The organism is Amycolatopsis sp. NPDC000009 (assembly GCF_055563465.1).
This window is the reverse complement of record NZ_JBVHDI010000005.1, coordinates 180,680-200,235: the sequence shown is the minus strand read 5'-3', so window position 1 is coordinate 200,235 and position 19,556 is coordinate 180,680. Positions and strand designations below refer to the sequence as shown.

Sequence of the window (19,556 nt, the reverse complement as noted above, 5' to 3'; positions counted from 1 at the left end):
CCCTGGTGGAAGTACACGACCGGCCACTCAATCGAGATTTCCGGCCACCCCCTGCCCGCATTTCGTCCTCTGAATGCGGTAGTTGGTGGCGCGAACTACCGCATTCAGAGGACGAAATGCACGGAGTGGGACTCGGCGTTCGGGTGCGCCCAGGCCAGGAGGCGGTGAGCGGAGCTCTCCAGCGTGTCCAGATCCCGTTTCGGGACGCGCTCGAACGGCGTGATCACCACCGAAGCCGCCTTCTTCACGGCCTCGATCTCCCAGCACCCCTTCACGAACCCGCCGACCAGGATCGTGCCCTTGACCAGGCCGTTCTGCGTGATGACGACCTTGCGGTGCTCGTCGCTGATCACCCGCGTGCGGTCGGCGTAGGACAGGACGGTCTGATCGAACGGTCCCAGCAGCCGGGCGGGTGCGGGAGTGTCCGGGTCCGGTCGCGGGGCGTCTTCGAGGTCGAAGAGCTCGCGGCCGTTCTCGTCACGGAACGTCCGCAGTCGCGGCCGCAACCGCTCGGCGACCTCGCCGAGCTTCGTGATGCCGGCCCACGCCTGCGCGTCCTGCACGCTGGCGGGCCCGAAGGCGGCCAGATAGCGCAGGAACATCGCGTCCGGGGACGGTGCCGAATCCGGCTCGGCGCCCAGCCAGTCCCCGGTGGTCTGATACGTCGGCTGCCCGGACTTGCCCCAGACACCGCGCGGCGGGATCTGCACCAGCGGCAGCAGCGCCCGCGCGACGTGCACCAGCGACGACGGCGCCACGCCCTCCCAGTGCTTCGCGAGTTCCGCGCCGAGGCCTGCCGAGGACAGCGGCCGCTCGCCGAGCAGTTTGCGGGCGGTGCGGGCGATCTCCTGGTGGTCGAGGCCCTTGATGTCAGGGCCGTGCTGGGTGTTGCCGAGCACCGAGCGGTCGTAGAGGGGCTGCACGATCGGCCGCCATGCCAGCGCGTCGGACGGCGTGACCAGGTGCACCGTGCCGCGCATGAGCGCGATCCGCACGACGCTCTTGTCGAGCAGGAGGTTTGCCAGCTCTTCCTGGCGGAACCCGTGCAGCCTGGTCCACAGCGCGAAGTACGGCGGGTTCGGGGCCTGTGCCTGCAAGCCGGCCAGGTGCTCGACCGCTTCGAGCGCGGTCATCTTCGAACGCCGGAGCAGCAGCTGCCGGTCCAGCATGGCGCGGTTCAGCGCGCGCCTGCTCAACGTGTCGGACATGCCGCTCACCCTAATCGGGATCAAGGACAGTTACGGTCCTCAATGCGCCGGGCGTTGCCTGGATCCATAATCCCGGCCATGGAACTACCGCCGCCGGTGATCCGGGACTGGGACTATCCGCGCGGCACGGCGAGCATCGTGCTCATGGCCCGCTTCGCCGCCGAGAACGGCGTCATAGGGTTGGAGTCCTACGAGCACGCCCCCGTGGACGGTCAGGTCGACGCGCGGCAGGAGCTCGCGGTGGTCCGGGCGCTGGTTCGCGGGCTCGGTGGCGGGGACGACGTCGCGCTGCGGCTGAGCAGGCGGTACCGGGTCAGCGCGTTCGGCATCTTCGGCTTCGCGTGCATCAGCAGCCCGACGCTGGGGGACGCGATGCGCTTCGCCCTGCGCTACCTCGACCTGAGTTTCACCTTCTGCATCCCGCACGTGACCGTCGAGGCGGGACGGCTCGCGCTGGCCATGGACGACAGCCGCGTGCCGGGCGACGTCGCCCGCTTCCTGGTGCTGCGCGACCTCGGCGCCATCCACACCGTCATGCGTGACATCCTGCCGGACATATCCTTGCGCTCCCTGGCCTTCCGGCACGAGAAACCCTCCACTGTGGACGAATACACGCGGACCTTCGGGCTGACGCCGTCGTTCTCCGCGCCGTCGCATCTCGCCACCCTGGATCCGCTCTTCCTCGACAAACCGTTGCCGCAGGCCAACGACCAGACGGTCGCGGTCTGCGCCGCGCAATGCGATCTGCTGGTGTCGCGGAAACGGGCCCGCTCCGGGATCGCCCAGCAGGTCCGCGAACGGCTGGTGCGGCTCGGCGGCGTCGACGCCGGGATGGACGAGGTCGCGCGGCAGCTCGCGCTCAGCCCGCGCACGCTGCGACGGCGGCTGTTCGAGGCCGGCACCGGCTACCGCACGCTGCTCGACGAGGTCCGTCAGGCCTTGGCGGAGGAGATGCTCGACACCGGCGCGCTCAGCGTGGAGGACGTGGCGCTGCGGCTGGGCTACGCCGAAGCGTCGAGTTTCATCTACGCCTTCAAACGCTGGAAGGGGATGACGCCGGCGGCTTATGCCCGGCGGAACGCGTTGCGAGCACGGCCGGGTAGGTGACCCGCAGCAGGTGCAGGATCGAGTCGGTGAGGAAGACCCGCAGCTCGTCCCGGCCGAGCGTGCCGCGGATCAGCCATTCGCGTGACGCCGCGCGCAACATCCCGCCGTACGAACGGATCATCGCGCGAAGTTCTTCGCGGCCCTCGGTGACTTCGCTCATCAACGCGGCCGCGAGCACGCGATCGGCGGCGATCTCGTCGGCCTCCAGCATGATCCGCTCGATCTCCGGATCGCGGCCGACCGCCTCGGAGCCGATCGCGGTCAGCCACGCCTGCTCGTTGCGCTCGACGACCTCGATCCAGTGCCGGACGCTGATCGCGAGCCGCTCCTCGGCGCTGGTGTCGGGCAGGTTCTCGATCACCGGCGCCGGGACGATCATCATCTGCCGGACGACTTCCAGGTACAGCTCGCGTTTACCACCGAAGTAGTGGTTGATCAGCGGCCTGGCCACGCCGGCGGCCTTCGCGATGTCCGAGGTCGAAACCGAGGCGTAGGTGCCCTCGCCGAACAGCCGCCGGGCCGCGGTCAGGATCTCGGCGCGCCGGGCGGCCGGTTCGAGGCGGCGCCGCCGGTGCTCCGGATCGGTGCTCATGGGCCGAGCGTAACCGTTTCAAAGGGAGCTTTGGATGGGCTACCGGACTCGCAGAACACGGTCTCGCCGCTGTGCACCGCGCACAACGCGGCGTTGATCCGGCGGTGAAGGGTCGGCTTCACCAACCGACCTGCCTCAGTCGGCGAGTACAACCCGACAGATCGGATCTCGGGGTCTGTCGACTCGACAGCGCTTACTTCTTCTTCAGTGATCAAGCCGCCGTCGAACACGAACGCCAGTCCCTCCGGCATGACTCCATGCGTAGGGACGTGGTCGATGACCAGCAATGCGCCGAGGGCGCGGATGATGCCCAGCTCCTCGTGGAGTTCGCGTGCCGCCGTCGCCCACGGCGTCTCCTCCGCCTCGACGGCGCCGCCGGGGATCTCCCACTCGGGCTTGTATGTGGTCTCTACCAGCAGTACTCGCGACCGGGCGTCGCGAAGCAGCACTCCTGCCGCGGTGCGTTTCCGGTTGAGGGAGGCCGCGTATTCGCCGAAGGGGAGGAGTTCCACGATTTCGGAGGCTACCGCCCTTGCCACTCCAGAGACCGTGCTTCTCCGGATCGGTGCTCATGGGCCGAGCGTAACCGTTTCAAGTGACCGCCTGCCGTTACGCATTCGGAACAACTCGCCGGTAACCCCCGGGGCCTTCGCGGCGACGTTGGGGGCGGGGGGACCGGGTGTCATGGGTAGGGACGAATGGCCAGTGCCGAACGCGAGCCGGTTCGCCGCACCGGACGGTGGGTCAGTGTGCGGCTGCAGCATCGTGACGTCCGCGTCCAGGACGAATGTGTCTCCTACGCCGGGATCGTGATCACCAGTTTCGAGAACGGTGCCGAGGTCGGCGAACGCTGGATCCCGCTCGGGGTCGATCCGTCGGAGGCCGACGACGAACAGCTCATCCAGCAACTGCGCGACGCGCTGATCTGGCAGGCGCGACGGCCGCCCAAGGCCGCGGGGGAGTAGCGGAAAGTCCCCTTCAGTCCCTGCCCGCTACTGGGTCCGCAGGCCGTCGAAGGCGATCTTGCAGACGGCGTCCGCGAGTTCGGTGCCGGCGGAGCCCCGGCGCGGCCGGTACCACTCGATCAGCGAGTTCACCATGCCGTACAGCAGCCGCGCCGTGACCGCGGGATCGATGTCGGGCCGCACGTCGCCCTCGGTTTCGGCCTGTTTCACCAGTTCCGTGACGAGCCGGTCGAACTCGCGCCGTCGCGCCAGCGCCGCCCGTTCGATTTTGGTGTTGCCGCGCACCCGCAGCAGCAGGGTCACGAACGGCAGCTGCTCGACCAGCACGAGGACACTGCCCCGCACCAGATGCTCCAGCTTCTCGATCGCCTTGCCCTCGAAGGATTCCGTTTCGGCGGCGACGGCGAACAGGCCGTTCAGCGCGCGGTCGACGGCGAGCCGCAGCAGTTCCTCCTTGCTCGGCACGTGGTGGTAGATCGCGGATTTCGTGATACCGAGCTTGCGGGAGAGGTCCTCCATGCTGGTGCCGTCGTAGCCGCGTTCGTTGAACAGCTTCACCGCGACCTGAAGCAGCGACTCGAGGTCGTAGCCGGGGCGTCCCCGGCGGGCGGGGGTGCTCAACCTCGGTCCCGCTCGTCGAGTACGCGGCGCATCTTGCCCAGCGACCGTTCCAGCGTGTCCGGGTCGACGACCTCGACGCCGACGCTCACCCCGACCCCGTCCTTGACGCCGGCGATCAGCCGGGCGGCGGCCTCGGCGCGCTGCTCGGCGGACGCGTCCGGACGCGCTTCGACCCGCACCGTCAGGTGGTCCATCCGGCCCTTCGTCGACCGGATCAACTGGAAATGCGGCGCGAGCGCGGGGGTCACCAGCACGACTTCCTCGATCTGCGTGGGGAAGACGTTGACGCCACGCAGGATGATCATGTCATCGCTGCGCCCGGTCACCTTCTCCATCCGCCGGTACGCCGGCCGCGCGGTGCCTGGCAGCAGCCGGGTGAGGTCGCGCGTGCGGTACCGGATGATCGGCAGCGCCTGTTTGGTGAGCGAGGTGAACAGCAGCTCACCCTCGGCGTCGGTCGGCTTCTCGGTGAACGGGTCGATCACCTCGGGGAAGAAGTGGTCCTCCCAGATGTGCAGCCCGTCCTTGGTCTCGACGCATTCCTGCGCGACGCCGGGGCCCATCACCTCGGACAGGCCGTAGATGTCGACGGCGTCGATGCCGACACGTTCCTCGATCTCCGCGCGCATCTGCTCGGTCCACGGTTCCGCGCCGAAGATGCCGACCTTGAGCGAACTCGTCTGCGGGTCGATGCCCTGCCGTTCGAACTCGTCCAGCAACGTCAGCATGTACGACGGGGTGACCATGATGATCTCGGGTTTGAAGTCGGTGATGATCTGCACCTGCCGCGCGGTCATCCCGCCGGACGCCGGGATCACCGTGCAGCCGAGCTTCTCGGCGCCGTAGTGCGCGCCGAGCCCGCCGGTGAACAGGCCGTAGCCGTAGGCCACGTGGACTTTGTCGCCCGGCCGTCCGCCCGCGGCGCGGATCGAGCGCGCCATCACCGTCGCCCAGGTGTCGATGTCTTCGGACGTGTAGCCGACGACGGTCGGTTTCCCGGTGGTCCCGCTGGACGCGTGGATGCGGCTGACCTGCGACTCCGGTACGGCGAACATGCCGAACGGGTAGTTGTCGCGCAGGTCCTGCTTCGTGGTGAACGGGAACTTCGCCAGGTCTTCGAGCGCCTTACAGTCGTCCGGGTGAACGCCGGACTCGTCGAACTTCCGCTTGTAGAACGGCACATTCTCGTAGGCGTGCCGCAACGTCCACTGGAGGCGCTTCAGCTGCAGCGCCTGGAGTTCGTCGATGGTCAGGTTCTCGGCTTCGTCACTGAAGGCGGTCATCGTGATGCTTTCTCGATGGTGCGGCTGCGGCCGCGGAATTCGGCGACGACCTCCGGCCCGTCGGGGGTCTCCCGGTGCACGGTGACGTCGTAGATGCCGTTGCGGCCGTAGCGGGTCCGCTCGGTGGCGGTGGCGATGAGGTGGTCGCCGAGTTTGCCGGCCGCGACGAAGGAGATCTCGGCGCCGGACGCGACGGTGACCGGCCCGTGGCTGTTGCAGGCGCAGGCGAACGTCGTGTCGGCCAGCAGGAAGACGTAGCCGCCGTGGGCGATGTCGTGGCCGTTGACCATCGTCTCGGTGATCCGCATGGTGGCGACGGCGTGCCCTTCGGCGGCCTCGACCAGCTCGATGCCCAGCGCCTTCGACGCCTGGTCGTCGGCGAACATCGTGTGCGCGGCGTTGCTAGTCAAGCCTGACCACCTAGTTACTGACCGAATGGACGGTTGTTAAAGGGTGCCGCAAGTAAAGGCGCGCTTTCGGGCAGATGTCAAGGGTCCACCGCCGTCAGGGGGTTTGCAAGACCCCCGTCACGAGCTACAGTGAATTACTGAACGGACGGTCTGTAAATCCACCATGAAGGGTCGCCCCATGGCATTGCTGCGCAGCTACGTCTCCGGCGGATGGCACACGGCGGAAAACGACGGAGTACCGCTGCACGACGCCTCGACCGGCGAAGAGGTCGCCCGGGTCTCGTCCGAGGGAATCGACTTCGCCGCCGCGCTGGACTACGGGCGCCGCGTCGGCGGCCCCGCGCTGCGCGAGCTGACCTTCCACCAGCGCGCAGCGCTGCTGAAGGCGCTGGCCTCCCACCTGCGCGAACACCGCGAGGAGCTGTACGCGCTCTCGGCGCGCACCGGCGCGACCAAGGGCGACTCGATGGTCGACATCGACGGCGGCATCGGCGTGCTGTTCGCCTACTCCAGCAAGGGCAAGCGCGAACTGCCGAACGACACCGTCTACGTCGACGGCAACGTCGAGCCGCTGAGCAAGGGCGGCACGTTCGTCGCCCAGCACATCGCCGTCCCGCTGCGTGGGGTCGCCGTCCAGATCAACGCGTTCAACTTCCCCGTCTGGGGCCCGCTGGAGAAGTTCGCGCCCGCGTTCCTCGCCGGCGTGCCGAGCCTGATCAAGCCGGCCAGCCAGACCGCGTACCTCACCGCGCGCCTGGTCGAGATCATCATCGACTCCGGCATCCTGCCCGAGGGCACGCTCCAGTTCGTCGCGGGCAGCGTCGGCGACCTGCTCGACCACGCCACCGCGCAGGACCTCGTGTCGTTCACCGGTTCGGCGTCGACGGCGCAGAAGCTGCGCGCGCATCCGGCGATCGTGCGCAACTCCGTCCGGTTCAACGCCGAGGCCGACTCGCTCAACCTGTCGATCCTCGGCCCGGACGCCAAACCCGGCACCACCGAATTCGACCTCTTCGTCAAGCAGCTGACCACCGAGATGACGGTCAAGGCGGGCCAGAAGTGCACCGCCATCCGCCGCGCCTTCGTACCGGCCGACCTGGTGGACGACGTCGCCGAGGCCGCGAGCGCGCGCCTGGCGAAGACCACCGTCGGCAACCCCACCGCCGAAGGCGTCCGGATGGGTGCGCTCGCGAGCCTGGAGCAGCGTGAGGAGGTCCGGCGGTCGCTCAAGGCGCTGCTGGACGCCGGCACGGTCGTCTTCGGCGACCCGGAGCAGGTCGAGGTCGTCGGCGCGGACGCCGAACGCGGCGCGTTCATCTCACCCGTACTGCTGAAGGCCGACCCGGAGCGTTCCGAGCCGCACGAGGTCGAGGCGTTCGGCCCGGTGTCGACGCTGCTGCCCTACACCTCCACCGAACAGGTCATCGAGCTCGCCGCGCGCGGCGGCGGCAGCCTCGTCGGTTCCGTCGTCTCGGCGGACCAGGAGTTCGTACGCGAGGTCGTCCTCGGTGTCGCGCCGTTCCACGGCCGTCTGCTGGTGCTGGACGCCGAAGACGCCAAGGAGTCGACCGGCCACGGTTCGCCGATGCCGCAGCTGGTGCACGGCGGCCCCGGCCGCGCCGGTGGTGGCGAGGAGATGGGCGGCGTCCGCGGCGTGCTGCACCACATGCAGCGCACGGCTGTCCAGGGCAGCCCGAAGGTACTCAGCACGGTCACCGGCCGCTGGGTCGCGGGTGCGCCGCGCACCGAGGGCGACGTCCACCCGTTCCGGAAGTCCTTGGCGGAGCTGAAGATCGGTGACTCCGTGGTCGCCGGTCCGCGCACCGTCACCCAGGAGGACGTGGACCACTTCGCCGAATTCACCGGCGACACCTTCTACGCCCACACCGATCCCGAGGCCGCGGCAGCGAACCCGCTGTTCGGCGGGATCGTGGCGCACGGGTACCTCGTGGTCTCGTTCGCGGCGGGCCTGTTCGTCTCGCCGGAGCCCGGTCCGGTGCTGGCCAACTACGGCTTGGAGAACCTGCGGTTCCTCACTCCGGTGAAGGTCGGCGACTCGTTGACGGTGACCTTGACCGCCAAGCAGATCACCCCGCGTATCGACCAGGAGTACGGCGAAGTCCGCTGGGACGCCGACGTCACCAACGCCGACGGCGATTCGGTCGCCAAGTACGACGTGCTGACCCTGGTCGCCAAGGAGCAGTCATGACCGCCACCCTTCCTGAGGAAGATCTCGAACGGCATTTCGAGCACACCATCGAGCGCGACCAGCGCATCGAGCCGCGTGACTGGGTGCCCGAGGGTTACCGCAAGACGATGATCCGGCAGATCGCGCAGCACGCGCATTCGGAGATCATCGGCATGCAGCCCGAGGGCAACTGGATCACCCGCGCGCCTTCCTTGCGGCGCAAGGCGATCCTGCTCGCCAAGGTGCAGGACGAGGCTGGGCACGGGCTGTACCTGTACTCCGCGGCCGCCACCCTCGGCGCCGACCGCGCGGATCTGACCGACAAGCTGATCAACGGCAAGCAGAAGTACTCGTCGATCTTCAACTACCCGACGCTGACCTTCGCCGACGTGGGCGTGATCGGCTGGCTGGTGGACGGCGCGGCGATCTGCAACCAGGTTCCGTTGTGCCGCAGCTCGTACGGGCCGTACGCGCGCGCCATGATCCGCATCTGCAAGGAGGAGTCCTTCCACCAGCGGCAGGGCTACGAACTGCTGATGACCATGATGCGCGGCACCCCGCGGCAGCGCGAAATGGTGCAGGAGGCGGTGAACCGCTGGTGGTGGCCGTCGCTGATGATGTTCGGTCCGCCGGACGCCGATTCGCCGAACACCGCGCAGTCGATGGCGTGGAAGGTCAAGCGGCACACCAACGACGAGCTGCGCCAGCGTTTTGTCGACATGTCCATCCCGCAGGCCGAGGCGCTGGGTGTCACCTTCCCGGACCCGGACCTGAAGTGGAACGCCGAACGCGGGCACTACGACTTCGGCGCCGTCGACTGGGACGAGTTCAAGAACGTGTTGAAGGGCAACGGCCCCTGCAACGCCCAGCGCATCGCGCACCGGCGGCGGGCACAGGAAGACGGCGCGTGGGTGCGGGAAGCCGCCTCGGCGCACGCAGCGAAGAAGGGTTCGTGATGAAACACGACTGGCCGTTGTACGAGGTGTTCGTCCGGGGCAAGCGCGGCTTGAACCACGTGCACGTGGGCTCGCTGCACGCCGCCGACGACGACATGGCGCTGCACCACGCGCGGGATCTGTACACCCGCCGCAATGAAGGCGTGTCGATCTGGGTCGTGCGGGCCTCGGACATCACGGCGTCCTCGCCGGACGAGAAGGACCCGTTCTTCGCGCCCAGCGGCGACAAGGTGTACCGGCACCCGACGTTCTACGACATCCCCGACAACGTTCCCCACATCTGACATGAGCTTCGACAACGCCTACGAGGCGATCACCGAGGAGAACGACTCCCGCTGGGCCTTCGGCACCTTCGGGGGTGTGGGGGTGTCCCCCACAGGGCAGAGTGAGGGGCCGCTGTCGGGTGTGGACACAGCCGTTCCGTCCGGTGTGGACGGTGACCGGCTGGCGGCCTACTGCCTGATGCTCGGCGACGACGCGCTGATCTTTTCACACCGGCTGCAGGAGTGGTGCACGAACGCGCCCGAACTCGAGGACGAGGTCGCGATCGCCAACATCGCGCTCGACCTGCTCGGGCAGGCCCGGCTGCTGCTCGCCCGCGCGGGCAAGGCCGACGGCAGCGAGCGTTCGGAAGATTCGTACGCCTTCTTCCGCAGCGAGCAGGAATACCGCAACGTCCGCCTCGCCGAACTCGAAGGCGGGCACTTCGGGCATCTGATCGCGCGGCTGCTGGTGTTCTCGATCTGGCGACTCGCCCTGCTGCAGCGGCTTGAGTCCAATGCCGCCTCCGCGGGAAAGAGTACGTCGGCGGAGTCCTCTGTGGACCCCGTGCTGGCGGCCATCGCGGACAAGGGGGTCAAGGAGGTCGCGTATCACCGCGACTACGCCGCCCAGTGGGCCGTGCGCCTCGGCGACGGCACCGAACTTTCGCATGAGCGGATGCAGGAAGGTCTCGACGCGGTCTGGCCGTACGTGGACGAGTTGTTCACGGCGCACGAGATCGAGTTCGTCGAGTCGCCGTCGCTGCGGCCGGAGTTCGACGCGATCCTGGACCAAGTGCTGGCCGTCGCGACGCTGAAACGTCCCGAAATCGGTGCCATCGCCGGGGTTTCCGGCCGGATGGGCCGCGACGGCGTGCACACCGAGCGGATGGGCTTCCTGCTGGCGACCCTGCAGAGTGTCGCCAGGGAACATCCGGACGCGACATGGTGACCGCGTACGCCGTGGCGGCCACGGTCACCGATCCGGAACTGCCGATGCTCACCCTCGCCGATCTCGGCGTGCTGCGTGAAGTGTCCGAATCCGACGGCCGGGTGGTCGTCGCGATCACCCCGACCTACACCGGCTGCCCGGCGATGGACACCATGCGCGACGACCTCGTGCACGCGCTGACCGGCGCGGGTTACGGCGAGGTCGAGGTCCGGACGGTGCTCCAGCCCGCTTGGTCCACCGACTGGATCACCGAGGACGGCAAACGGAAACTGGCCGAGGCCGGGATCGCGCCGCCGGGGGCCGCGCCGCGGCGGACCGGCCCGATCCCGCTCACGCTGAGCCCGCCGGTGTCGTCGGTCCGCTGCCCGAATTGTGGTTCCGCGGACACCGAGGAGCAGTCCCGGTTCAGTGCGACGGCGTGCAAGGCCCTGCGCCGCTGCCGGTTCTGCCTCGAACCGTTCGAACACGTCAAGGAGATCTAGTGACAGCGACCCTGCGCCGCACGGGTTTCCACCCCCTCAAGGTGTCCGACGTCCAGCGTTTGTGCGACGACGCCGTCGCGGTGACCTTCGACGTGCCCGAAGACCTCGCGGACACCTTCCGCTTCAAGCCGGGACAGTCGCTGACCCTGCGCCGCGAGATCGACGGCCGCGACGAGCGCCGTTCGTACTCGATCTGCGCGCCCGCGGGTGCGGCGCCGCGGGTCGGCGTCCGCGAGGTGCCGGGCGGGCTGTTCTCGTCGTGGCTGGTGCGCGACGTGAAACCCGGCGATGAGATCGAGGTCGCGCCGCCGACCGGCAACTTCAGCCCCGATTTGGCAGCCGCGGGCCACCACGTGCTGATCGCGGCCGGTTCCGGGATCACGCCGGTGCTGTCGATCGCGTCTTCGCTGCTCAGCGACTCCGACGCGACGGTGACCGTGCTGTACGGCAACCGCCGGACGGACACCGTCATGTTCGCCGACGACCTCGCGGACCTGAAGGACCGTTACCCCGCGCGGCTCGAACTCGTCCACGTGCTGTCGCGTGAGCCGCGTGAGGCCGAATTGTTCACCGGACGGCTCGATGTCGAGAAGCTGCGGCGACTGTGCACGGTGCTGATCCCGGTCGAGGACGTCGCGCACTGGTGGCTGTGCGGGCCGTTCGAGATGGTGACAGGCGCGCAGGAACTACTGCGCTCGCTGGACGTCGCCGAGGACCGCGTGCATCAGGAACTGTTCTATGTGGACACTCCGCCGGAGCCGGTGCACCACGTCGATCCGGCCGTCGTGGGTGCGTCCAGCGAGGTCACGCTGGTGCTCGACGGCCGGTCGACGACGATGACGCTGCCGCGCGGGACCTCGGTGCTCGACGGTGCGCAGAAGTACCGTCCGGACCTGCCGTTCGCCTGCAAGGGCGGGGTGTGCGGCACCTGCCGGGCGAAGATCTGCGACGGCAAGGTGGACATGCGGCGCAACTTCGCCCTGGAGAAGGCCGAGGTCGACGCCGGTTTCGTGCTCACCTGCCAGTCGGTGCCCGTCTCCGATGCCGTCACGGTGGACTTCGACGCCTGACCACCCGCGTTTCGTCCTCTGGATGCGGTAGTTGCGTGTGCAACTACCGCATCCAGAGGACTAAATGCCGAGGGGGAGCCACCGGGTGATGCCGATGTCGGCCAGGAACGGCCGGTCGTGGCTCGCCACGATCAGCGTGCCCCGGTAGGCCAGTAGCGCCTCGGTGAGCCGCCGCACGCTCGCCAGGTCGAGGTTGTTCGTCGGCTCGTCGAGCAGCAGCAGCCTGGGCGTGGGCTCGCTCAGCAGCAACGTCGCCAGCGTGGCGCGGAACCGTTCCCCGCCGGACAGCGACGCCACCTCGCGGTCGGCCGCCTTGCCCCGGAACAGGAACCGCGCCAGCCTCGCGCGGATCTCGTTGTCCGTGAGCGACGGCGCCACCAGCCGCACATTGTCCACAATGGACATCGTGTCGTCGAGGACGTCGAGCCGCTGGGGGAGCAGCCCGGCGGGCACGAACAACCCCACCTCACCCGACTCCGGCGGGATTTCGCCGGTGATCGTGCGGAGCAGGGTGGTCTTGCCCGAACCGTTCGGGCCGACGAGCGCGATCCGCTCGGGGCCCATGACGTGCAGGTCCACCGCCGGGCCGAACCGGGGGACGGCGTCGATCCGGAGCACGTCCGTTCCCCGCGGGACCGTCGTTTCCGGCAGTTCGACGCGGATCTCGGCGTCCTCCCGTACCAGCTCCTCGGCGGCCTTCATCGCCTCGACGGCGCCTTCGAGCCGGTCGGTGTGCAGATTCCGGTACTTGCCCGCGGCGATCTGGGCGTCCTCCTGGCGTTTGCGCATCCGCACCTTGGGCTCGCGTTTCCGGTCCCACATCTGCTGGCCGTAACGGGCGCGCCGGGCGAGTTTGATCCCGGCCTCGACCAGCTCACGCTTCTGCCGTCTGACATCCGACTCCGCCGCGCGCAGGTGCCGCCGCGCCGCCTCCTGCGCGACTTCGACGGCTTGTTCGTAGTCCGCGAGGTTTCCGCCGTACAGCGTGACCTCGCGGTCGCGGACCTCGGCGATCCGGTCGACCAGCTGGAGTAGCTCGCGATCGTGCGAGACGACCACGAGGATCCCGCCCCAGCTCTCCACCTCGCGGTGTACGAGCTCACGGGCCCGCAGGTCCAGGTTGTTCGTGGGCTCGTCGAGCAGCAGCGCGGCGGGACGGCGCAGCAGCAGGGCGGCCAGCCCGAGCAGCGTGAGCTCGCCACCGGACAACTCGCCCGCCCGCTGGTCCAGCCGGACGGCGCCCAGGCCGAGCCGGTCGAGGATCGCGTGGATGCGCTCCTCGACGTCCCAGTTGTCGCCGATGGTGGCGAAATGCTCTTCGGCGGCGGAACCGCTCTCGACGGCCCGGATCGCCGCGCGGATCGCGGTGACACCGAGGACGTCGTCGACGCGGCGGCCGGTGTCCAGCACAAGGTTCTGTGGCAGGTAACCGAGCTCACCCGGTGCGGTGATGGAACCCGTGGTGGCCCGCAGGTCGCCGGCGAGCAGCCTGAGCAGCGTGGACTTACCGGATCCGTTGGTGCCGACCAGGCCGGTGCGGCCGGCACCGATGGTGAGCGAAAGGCGTTCGAAGACCGGTGTGCCGTCGGGCCAGGTGAAGGTGACGTCGGAAAGCGTCAAGGAAGAAGACATGAGACTCCCTGCGAAGGAGGTGGATGAGGGCGCAGGTTCGTCTCAGAAGATCACCGCGACAGGGTAGCGCGCGAGGTTGCCGCGTGGCGATCGAATTTCGCGGAGAGCGTGAGACAGGTCGCCGTTTCCCGGCAACGAAACGTCAGGAATGGCCTGCGGCATTCGCGGACCAGGTCGAACTCGGCAGGACCGGCCGTCGGGCGATACCGGCCCCGCCGAGATCCGCGACCAGACCTGGCAGCGGGTCGGTGATGATCCGCCGCGGCACCGTGAGGGGGCCGGCTGCGCGAAGCTGGTCGTCGATATTCGGTGATGGCGGCCGTGGCAAGGAACTCTGGGATGTTCGCCTGGCGGTGGTCAGCGGTGCGCCGACAGGTTTTCTTTGCCTGCCGCCCGTGGAATCAGGGGGTCTTGCATTGCCGGATTTCGGTAATGGTTGCCAGTGTGTCGATCGTTGTTGCGCTAACGGTGGCGCTCCTTTGCTAGTGGTTGCCGGATTTCGGTGATGGCAGAGGTGTTGGTTTTGGTCACGTGGTTTCGGGTCGTTTCCCGGGGTCGGCGGGTGGTGGTTGCCGGATTTCGGCGACAGCGGAGGTGTCGGTCTCGGCCCGTGGCTTCGGGACGTTCCCCCGGACCGGAGGGCGGCTGTCGCCGGATTTCGGCGATGGTGCCCTCGATCACATGACAGCGGGACGTTGCCCGGAGCTCCCAGCCTTTGCCGTTTTTCGGCGGCGGCTTCGAGGCGGCGCCGGGATGCCCCGGGATGCCAGCCTTTGCCGTTTTTCGGCGACGGCTCCGAGGCGGCGCCGGGATGCCCCGGGATGCCAGCCTTTGCCGTTTTTCGGCGACGGCACGAAGGACCTGGCCCAAGCCTCACCGCCCCGAGACAGCGGTCTGTCACCTCGGCGACCCGCGACCGGCGGGGGCATACTGGCGGGCGTGATCGAACGCCCTCATGTCCTGCTGTCCGCCGCGGTCTCGCTCGACGGCTACCTCGACGACGCGAGCGACAACCGGTTGGTGCTGTCCAACGAGGAGGACTGGGCCAGGGTGGACGGGCTGCGCGCCGCGTCGGACGCGATCCTCGTCGGCGCGAACACGGTGCGCGCGGACAATCCGCGGTTGCTGGTCCGCTCGCCGGAGCTCGTCGCGAAAAGGGTCGCAAAAGGAAGCCCGGAGCAACCGGTCAAGGTCACCCTCACGCGGAGCGGGTCACTCGATCCGGCGGCTCAGTTCTTCACCGTCGGCGACACGGAGAAGCTCGTCTACGCGCCGTCCGGCGTCGTCACGGGTGTGAAGGCGACCGTCGTCGAACTGTCCGGCCTAAGCGAGGTGCTGGCCGACCTCTACACGCGCGGCGTCCGGCGGCTGATGGTCGAAGGCGGTGGCTCGATCCACACCCAGTTCCTCACCGAGGGACTGGTCGACGAACTGCATCTGGCCGTCGCGCCGTTCTTCGTCGGCGATCCGCGCGCGCCACGCTTCGTCGGTCCGGGCGCCTTCCCGCGTGGGCTGGCATTGACCGGAACGACGAGGTTGGGCGACATCGCCGTCCTGGAGTACCACGCGACGCCCGAACCGTCCGATGTGGACATTCTGCGGCTGCGCGAGGCCATCGCACTGGCCGAGAACTGCCCGCCGCGCACGTTCCGCGTCGGCGCGGTCATCGCCGCCGCCGACGGCGAAGTGATCTCCACCGGCTATTCGGGCGACGGCGACCCCGCCAACCATGCCGAAGAAGCCGCCCTCGCCAAGCTCGAACCGGGAGATCCGAGGCTGGCGGAGGCGACGATGTACACGTCGCTGGAGCCGTGCAGCTCGCGGACGTCACATCCGCGAAGCTGCACCCAGCTCATCCTCGACGCCGGTATCCCGCGCGTCGTTTTCGCCTGGCGCGAGCCGTCGGTGTTCGTCGACTGCGTCGGCGCCGAAACGCTGGAGGCGGCCGGACGCCGGGTGATCGAGGTACCCGCCCTCGCCGCCGGCGTCCGCCGCGCGAACACCCATATCCCGGGTGTCCACCCCTGAACTTCTACTTGCAGGCGTCGCAGCAGCCGCAGCCCAGACCGGTGCACGCCGAGCAGCAACCGTGGCGAAGCACGACCTTCAACAGACGCTTGATCATCGCTGTCCTCCCGATCATTGACGTCCCACCGCCCTTGTCACGCTAAGTTCTGCGCATATGACAGTGGTACCGCCGGGAGTGCCACGGGTCTGCTCCAAGGGGTGACGTCAGGATTCGAGATCCCCCTCCAGCGATAAGTAGACCTCGCGCAGCTGAGCCAAAAGATCGGCGTCCGGCTCCGCCCACAGCCCACGGTCGGCCGCCTCGTTCAGCCGCTCGATGATGCCGCGCAACGCCCACGGGTTGGCCTGGCGCAGGAACTCCTGGTTGACCTCGTCGAGCACGTAGGACTCGGTGAGCTTCTCGTACATCCAATCGCCCACCACGCCCGCGGTGGCGTCGAAACCGAAGAGGTAGTCGACGGTCGCCGCGAGCTCGAAAGCTCCCTTGTAACCGTGCTTGCGCATCGCCGCCAGCCAGCGCGGATTGACCACGCGGGCCCGGAAGACGCGGGCGGTCTCCTCGCCGAGGGTGCGCGTGCGGACGGCGTCCGGGGTGGTGCTGTCGCCGACGTAGGACGCGGGCGCGGTCCCGGTCAGCGCGCGGACCGTCGCGATCATCCCTCCGTGGTACTGGAAATAGTCGTCGGAGTCGGCGATGTCGTGTTCACGGGTGTCGGTGTTCTTGGCCGCGACGACGATCCGCTTGTACGAGTTCTCCATGTCCTCGCGCGCCGGCCTGCCGTCGAGGTCGCGGCCGTAGGCGAAACCGCCCCACACCGCGTAGACCTCGGCGAGATCTTTGTCGTCGCGCCAGTTCCCGGAATCCATCAGCGGCAGCAGGCCCGCGCCGTACGCGCCCGGCTTGGAACCGAAGATCCTCGTGGTGGCCCGGCGTTCGTCACCGTGCGCGGCCAGATCCGCGCGGGTGTGGGCGCGGACGAAGTTCTGCTCGTCCGGCTCGTCGAGGTTCGCCACCAGGCGCACGGCGTCGTCCAGCAGGGTGATCACATGCGGGAAGGCGTCGCGGAAGAACCCGCTGATCCGCACGGTGACGTCGATGCGCGGGCGGCCGAGTTCGGCGAGCGGGATCGCCTCGATGCCGGTGACGCGCCGCGACGCCTCGTCCCAGATCGGCTGGACACCCAGCAGGGCAAGGACTTCCGCCGCGTCGTCGCCCGAGGTGCGCATCGCCGACGTGCCCCACACCGAGAGGCCGACCGAACGCGGCCAGTCGCCCGTGTCCTCCTTGTAGCGGCGGAGAAGCGAGTCCGCGAGCGCCTGCCCGGTCTCCCACGCGAGACGGCTCGGGATGGCCTTCGGGTCCACGGTGTAGAAGTTGCGGCCGGTCGGCAACACGTTGATCAGGCCGCGCAGGGGCGAACCGCTGGGCCCGGCCGGGATGTAGCCACCGTCGAGCGCGTGGAGCACGGCGTCGATCTCGGCGCCGGTGCCCGCCAGCCGCGGCACGATCTCGGTGGCGGCGAAGGTCAGCACGCGCGCGACCTCCTGGTGTTCCGGCACCTCGGCGACGACCTCCGCGACGGCGGCGGGGGACCAGTCCCTGGCCTCCATCGCCTCGACGAGCGAGCGGGCCGTCTGCTCGATGGCGTCCACTTCGGACAGTGGTGCGTCGCTGTTCTCCTTGAGTCCCAAGGCGGAACGGAGTCCGGGAACCGCGCCCTGTTTGCCGCCCCACATCTGCTGGGCCCGCAGCATGGCGAGCACGAGGTTGATCCGCGCCTCGCCCACCGGCGCGGCGCCGAGGATATGCAGGCCGTCGCGGATCTGGGCGTCCTTGACCTCGCACAGCCAGCCGTCGATGTGCAACAGGAAGTCGTCGAACTCCGCGTCGTGCGGGCGTTCCTCGACACCGAGGTCGTGGTCCAGCTTCGCGGCCTGGATCAGCGTCCAGATCTGCGCGCGGACCGCGGGCAGCTTCGCCGGGTCCATCGCGGCGATGTTGGCGTGCTCGTCGAGGAGCTGCTCCAGGCGGGCCATGTCGCCGTAGCTCTCGGCGCGGGCCATCGGCGGGATCAGGTGGTCGACGATCGTGGCGTGCGCGCGCCGTTTCGCCTGCGCGCCCTCGCCGGGGTCGTTGATCAGGAACGGGTAGATCAGCGGCAGATTGCCCAGCACGGCGTCCGGCGCGCACGAGTCGGAAAGACCGGCGGTCTTGCCGGGAAGCCATTCCAGCGAACCGTGTTTGCCGAGGTGGACGACGGCGTGCGCGCCGAACTCCTCCTCCAGCCAGCGGTACGCGGCCAGGTAGTGGTGGCTCGGCGGGAGGTCCGGGTTGTGGTAGATCGCCACCGGGTTCTCGCCGAAACCGCGCGGCGGCTGGATCATCAGGATGACGTTGCCCGATTGAAGGGACGCGAGCACGATGTCACCGTTGTCCACGTAGAGCTCGCCGGGCGCGGGACCCCAGTGCTCCTCCATGCCCTCGCGCAGCTCCGCGGGCAGCTCGGCGAACCACTGGCGGTACTTGTCGGCGGGGACCCGGATCGGGTTACCGGACAGCTGTTCCTCGGTGAGCCACTCCGGATCCTGCCCGCCCGCGGCGATGAGCGCGTGGATCAGCGCGTCGCCGTCGGGCTGGTCGGTGCCGGTGGGTTCGACGCCGGGGAACGGGTCCTCGCCCAGGTCGTAACCCTGGTCGCGCATGCGGCGCAGGAGTTCGATCGCGGACGCGGGCGTGTCGAGGCCGACGGCGTTGCCGACGCGGGAGTGCTTGGTCGGGTACGCGGACAGCATCAGCGCGATGCGGCGCTCCGGCGGGGGAGTGTGGCGCAACCGGGCGTGGGCCAGCGCGATCTTCGCGACGCGGGACGCGCGCTCGGCGTCCGGCACGTACTTGGGGAGGCCGTCGTCGTCGATCTCCTTGAACGAGAACGGGACGGTGATGAGACGGCCGTCGAACTCGGGGACGGCCATCTGGTTGCCCGCGTCGAGCGGCGAGAGGCCGTCGTCGTTGGCCGACCAGGTCTCGCGGTCGCTGGTCAGGCACAGTGCCTGCAGGATCGGGATGTCGAGCGCGGCCATCTCGGCGACGTCCCACGCCTCGTCGTCCCCGCCCGCGCCGACCTCGGACGGCCGGGTGCCGCCGGCGGCCAGCACGGTGACCAGGAGCGCGTCGGCCTTGGCCAGCTCGGCCATCATCTCCGGCTCGCGGGTGCGCAGGGACGCGCAGTGGATCGGGAGCGCGCGGCCCCCGGCGTCCTCGACGGCGTCGGAGAGGGCGTGGACGAACTCGGTGTTGCCGGACAGGTGGTGCGCCCGGTAGTAGAGGATCGCGATGACCGGACCCTCGGTGGCCTTCGGCTCGCGCTCCAGGACACCCCAGAGCGGCTGCACGGCGGGCGGCTCGAAGCCGTCACCCGTCAGAAGGAGCGTGTCGCTCAGGAAGCGGTGCAGCTGGGTGAGGTTCTCCGGCCCGCCCTGCGCGAGGTACGCGTGCGCCTCCGCCGCGGTGCCCGCCGGGACCGTGGACAGCTTCATGAGCTGCGCGTCCGGCGTCTGCTCGCCGCCGAGGACCACCACGTGGGCGCCGCTCGCGCGGACGGTGTCGAGCCCTTCCTGCCAGCTGCGTTCGGAGCCGAGGATCCGGACGACGACGATCGGGGCGCCGTCGAGCAGGGCGGGCAGCTCGGCCAGATCGAGCCGGGCGGGGTTCGCCAGCCGGTAGTCGGCCTCGCTGGAACGGGCGCTGAGCAGGTCGGTGTCCGAAGTGGACAGAAGCAGGATCACAGCATTCCTCACTCGG

17 protein-coding genes are annotated in these 19,556 nt (G+C 68.9%); 9 read left to right on the top strand and 8 right to left on the bottom strand.

All coding sequences use genetic code 11. The features are described from left to right. Nucleotides 1-104 precede the first annotated feature (104 nt). Nucleotides 105-1,208 (bottom strand): winged helix DNA-binding domain-containing protein, encoded by a 1,104-nt coding sequence (locus ACZ3HL_RS16915; RefSeq protein ID WP_465531886.1) that lies wholly within the window; start codon nt 1,206-1,208, stop codon nt 105-107. 78 nt (nt 1,209-1,286) lie between these two features. On the opposite strand from ACZ3HL_RS16915, the gene ACZ3HL_RS16910 reads away from it, so the two are divergent. After that, nucleotides 1,287-2,315 carry an AraC family transcriptional regulator gene (locus ACZ3HL_RS16910; RefSeq protein WP_465484140.1) on the top strand — a complete coding sequence of 343 codons (1,029 nt, stop codon included), beginning with the start codon at nt 1,287-1,289 and terminating at the stop codon, nt 2,313-2,315. On the opposite strand, the gene ACZ3HL_RS16905 is transcribed toward ACZ3HL_RS16910, so the two are convergent. Then, nucleotides 2,242-2,907, bottom strand: a complete 666-nt coding sequence (locus tag ACZ3HL_RS16905; protein ID WP_465531884.1) for a TetR/AcrR family transcriptional regulator — start codon at nt 2,905-2,907, stop codon at nt 2,242-2,244. The two genes, ACZ3HL_RS16910 and ACZ3HL_RS16905, sit on opposite strands and share 74 nt — an antisense overlap. Beyond that, complete coding sequence (locus ACZ3HL_RS16900) at nt 2,904-3,419, bottom strand: NUDIX domain-containing protein (RefSeq protein WP_465421877.1); 516 nt, start codon at nt 3,417-3,419, stop codon at nt 2,904-2,906. The genes ACZ3HL_RS16905 and ACZ3HL_RS16900 overlap by 4 nt, the downstream gene beginning before the upstream one ends. A 186-nt stretch (nt 3,420-3,605) precedes the next feature. On the opposite strand from ACZ3HL_RS16900, the gene ACZ3HL_RS16895 reads away from it, so the two are divergent. Next, nucleotides 3,606-3,872 (top strand): hypothetical protein, encoded by a 267-nt coding sequence (locus ACZ3HL_RS16895; RefSeq protein ID WP_410650827.1) that lies wholly within the window; start codon nt 3,606-3,608, stop codon nt 3,870-3,872. A gap of 27 nt (nt 3,873-3,899) precedes the next feature. Here the strand turns inward: ACZ3HL_RS16895 and ACZ3HL_RS16890 are convergent, their stop codons facing one another. Genes ACZ3HL_RS16890 through paaI form a run of 3 tightly spaced genes read right to left on the bottom strand, consistent with a single transcriptional unit; the run spans nt 3,900 to nt 6,162 of the window. After that, nucleotides 3,900-4,493 carry a TetR/AcrR family transcriptional regulator gene (locus ACZ3HL_RS16890; RefSeq protein ID WP_126737382.1) on the bottom strand — a complete coding sequence of 198 codons (594 nt, stop codon included), beginning with the start codon at nt 4,491-4,493 and terminating at the stop codon, nt 3,900-3,902. After that, nucleotides 4,490-5,776, bottom strand: coding sequence for a phenylacetate--CoA ligase PaaK (gene paaK, locus ACZ3HL_RS16885; RefSeq protein ID WP_465531882.1), 1,287 nt, complete (start codon nt 5,774-5,776; stop codon nt 4,490-4,492). The genes ACZ3HL_RS16890 and paaK overlap by 4 nt, the downstream gene beginning before the upstream one ends. Next, nucleotides 5,773-6,162 carry a hydroxyphenylacetyl-CoA thioesterase PaaI gene (gene paaI / locus ACZ3HL_RS16880; RefSeq protein ID WP_465421904.1) on the bottom strand — a complete coding sequence of 130 codons (390 nt, stop codon included), beginning with the start codon at nt 6,160-6,162 and terminating at the stop codon, nt 5,773-5,775. Before paaI ends, paaK begins: the two co-directional genes overlap by 4 nt. 202 nt (nt 6,163-6,364) lie before the next feature. On the opposite strand from paaI, the gene paaZ reads away from it, so the two are divergent. The 6 genes from paaZ to paaE are packed head-to-tail and all read left to right on the top strand — an operon-like array spanning nt 6,365 to nt 12,094. Continuing rightward, nucleotides 6,365-8,395, top strand: a complete 2,031-nt coding sequence (paaZ, locus tag ACZ3HL_RS16875) for a phenylacetic acid degradation bifunctional protein PaaZ (protein WP_465531880.1) — start codon at nt 6,365-6,367, stop codon at nt 8,393-8,395. After that, the gene (gene paaA / locus ACZ3HL_RS16870) at nt 8,392-9,330 is read left to right on the top strand and encodes a 1,2-phenylacetyl-CoA epoxidase subunit PaaA (RefSeq protein WP_465421870.1); all 939 of its coding nucleotides are present in this window, start codon (nt 8,392-8,394) and stop codon (nt 9,328-9,330) included. Before paaZ ends, paaA begins: the two co-directional genes overlap by 4 nt. Further along, entirely contained in the window at nt 9,330-9,614 is a 285-nt protein-coding gene (gene paaB, locus ACZ3HL_RS16865) for a 1,2-phenylacetyl-CoA epoxidase subunit PaaB (protein ID WP_005168080.1), read from the top strand. Before paaA ends, paaB begins: the two co-directional genes overlap by 1 nt. A gap of 1 nt (nt 9,615) precedes the next feature. Beyond that, nucleotides 9,616-10,542, top strand: coding sequence for a 1,2-phenylacetyl-CoA epoxidase subunit PaaC (gene paaC, locus ACZ3HL_RS16860; RefSeq protein ID WP_465531878.1), 927 nt, complete (start codon nt 9,616-9,618; stop codon nt 10,540-10,542). Next, nucleotides 10,536-11,024, top strand: a complete 489-nt coding sequence (gene paaD, locus ACZ3HL_RS16855; RefSeq protein WP_240594874.1) for a 1,2-phenylacetyl-CoA epoxidase subunit PaaD — start codon at nt 10,536-10,538, stop codon at nt 11,022-11,024. Before paaC ends, paaD begins: the two co-directional genes overlap by 7 nt. Beyond that, nucleotides 11,024-12,094, top strand: coding sequence for a 1,2-phenylacetyl-CoA epoxidase subunit PaaE (gene paaE / locus ACZ3HL_RS16850; RefSeq protein ID WP_465531876.1), 1,071 nt, complete (start codon nt 11,024-11,026; stop codon nt 12,092-12,094). The genes paaD and paaE overlap by 1 nt, the downstream gene beginning before the upstream one ends. A 60-nt stretch (nt 12,095-12,154) precedes the next feature. Here paaE and ACZ3HL_RS16845 read toward each other — a convergent pair whose 3' ends face one another. Continuing rightward, nucleotides 12,155-13,726 carry an ABC-F family ATP-binding cassette domain-containing protein gene (locus ACZ3HL_RS16845; protein WP_465531874.1) on the bottom strand — a complete coding sequence of 524 codons (1,572 nt, stop codon included), beginning with the start codon at nt 13,724-13,726 and terminating at the stop codon, nt 12,155-12,157. A gap of 939 nt (nt 13,727-14,665) precedes the next feature. Between ACZ3HL_RS16845 and ACZ3HL_RS16840 the strand changes: the two genes are divergently transcribed. Then, on the top strand, nt 14,666-15,754 hold the full coding sequence (locus tag ACZ3HL_RS16840; protein WP_465531872.1) for a dihydrofolate reductase family protein: 1,089 nt from the start codon (nt 14,666-14,668) through the stop codon (nt 15,752-15,754). Nucleotides 15,755-15,958: 204 nt separating this feature from the next. Here the strand turns inward: ACZ3HL_RS16840 and cobN are convergent, their stop codons facing one another. Then, nucleotides 15,959-19,540 (bottom strand): cobaltochelatase subunit CobN, encoded by a 3,582-nt coding sequence (gene cobN / locus ACZ3HL_RS16835; protein ID WP_465531870.1) that lies wholly within the window; start codon nt 19,538-19,540, stop codon nt 15,959-15,961. Nucleotides 19,541-19,556 lie beyond the last annotated feature (16 nt).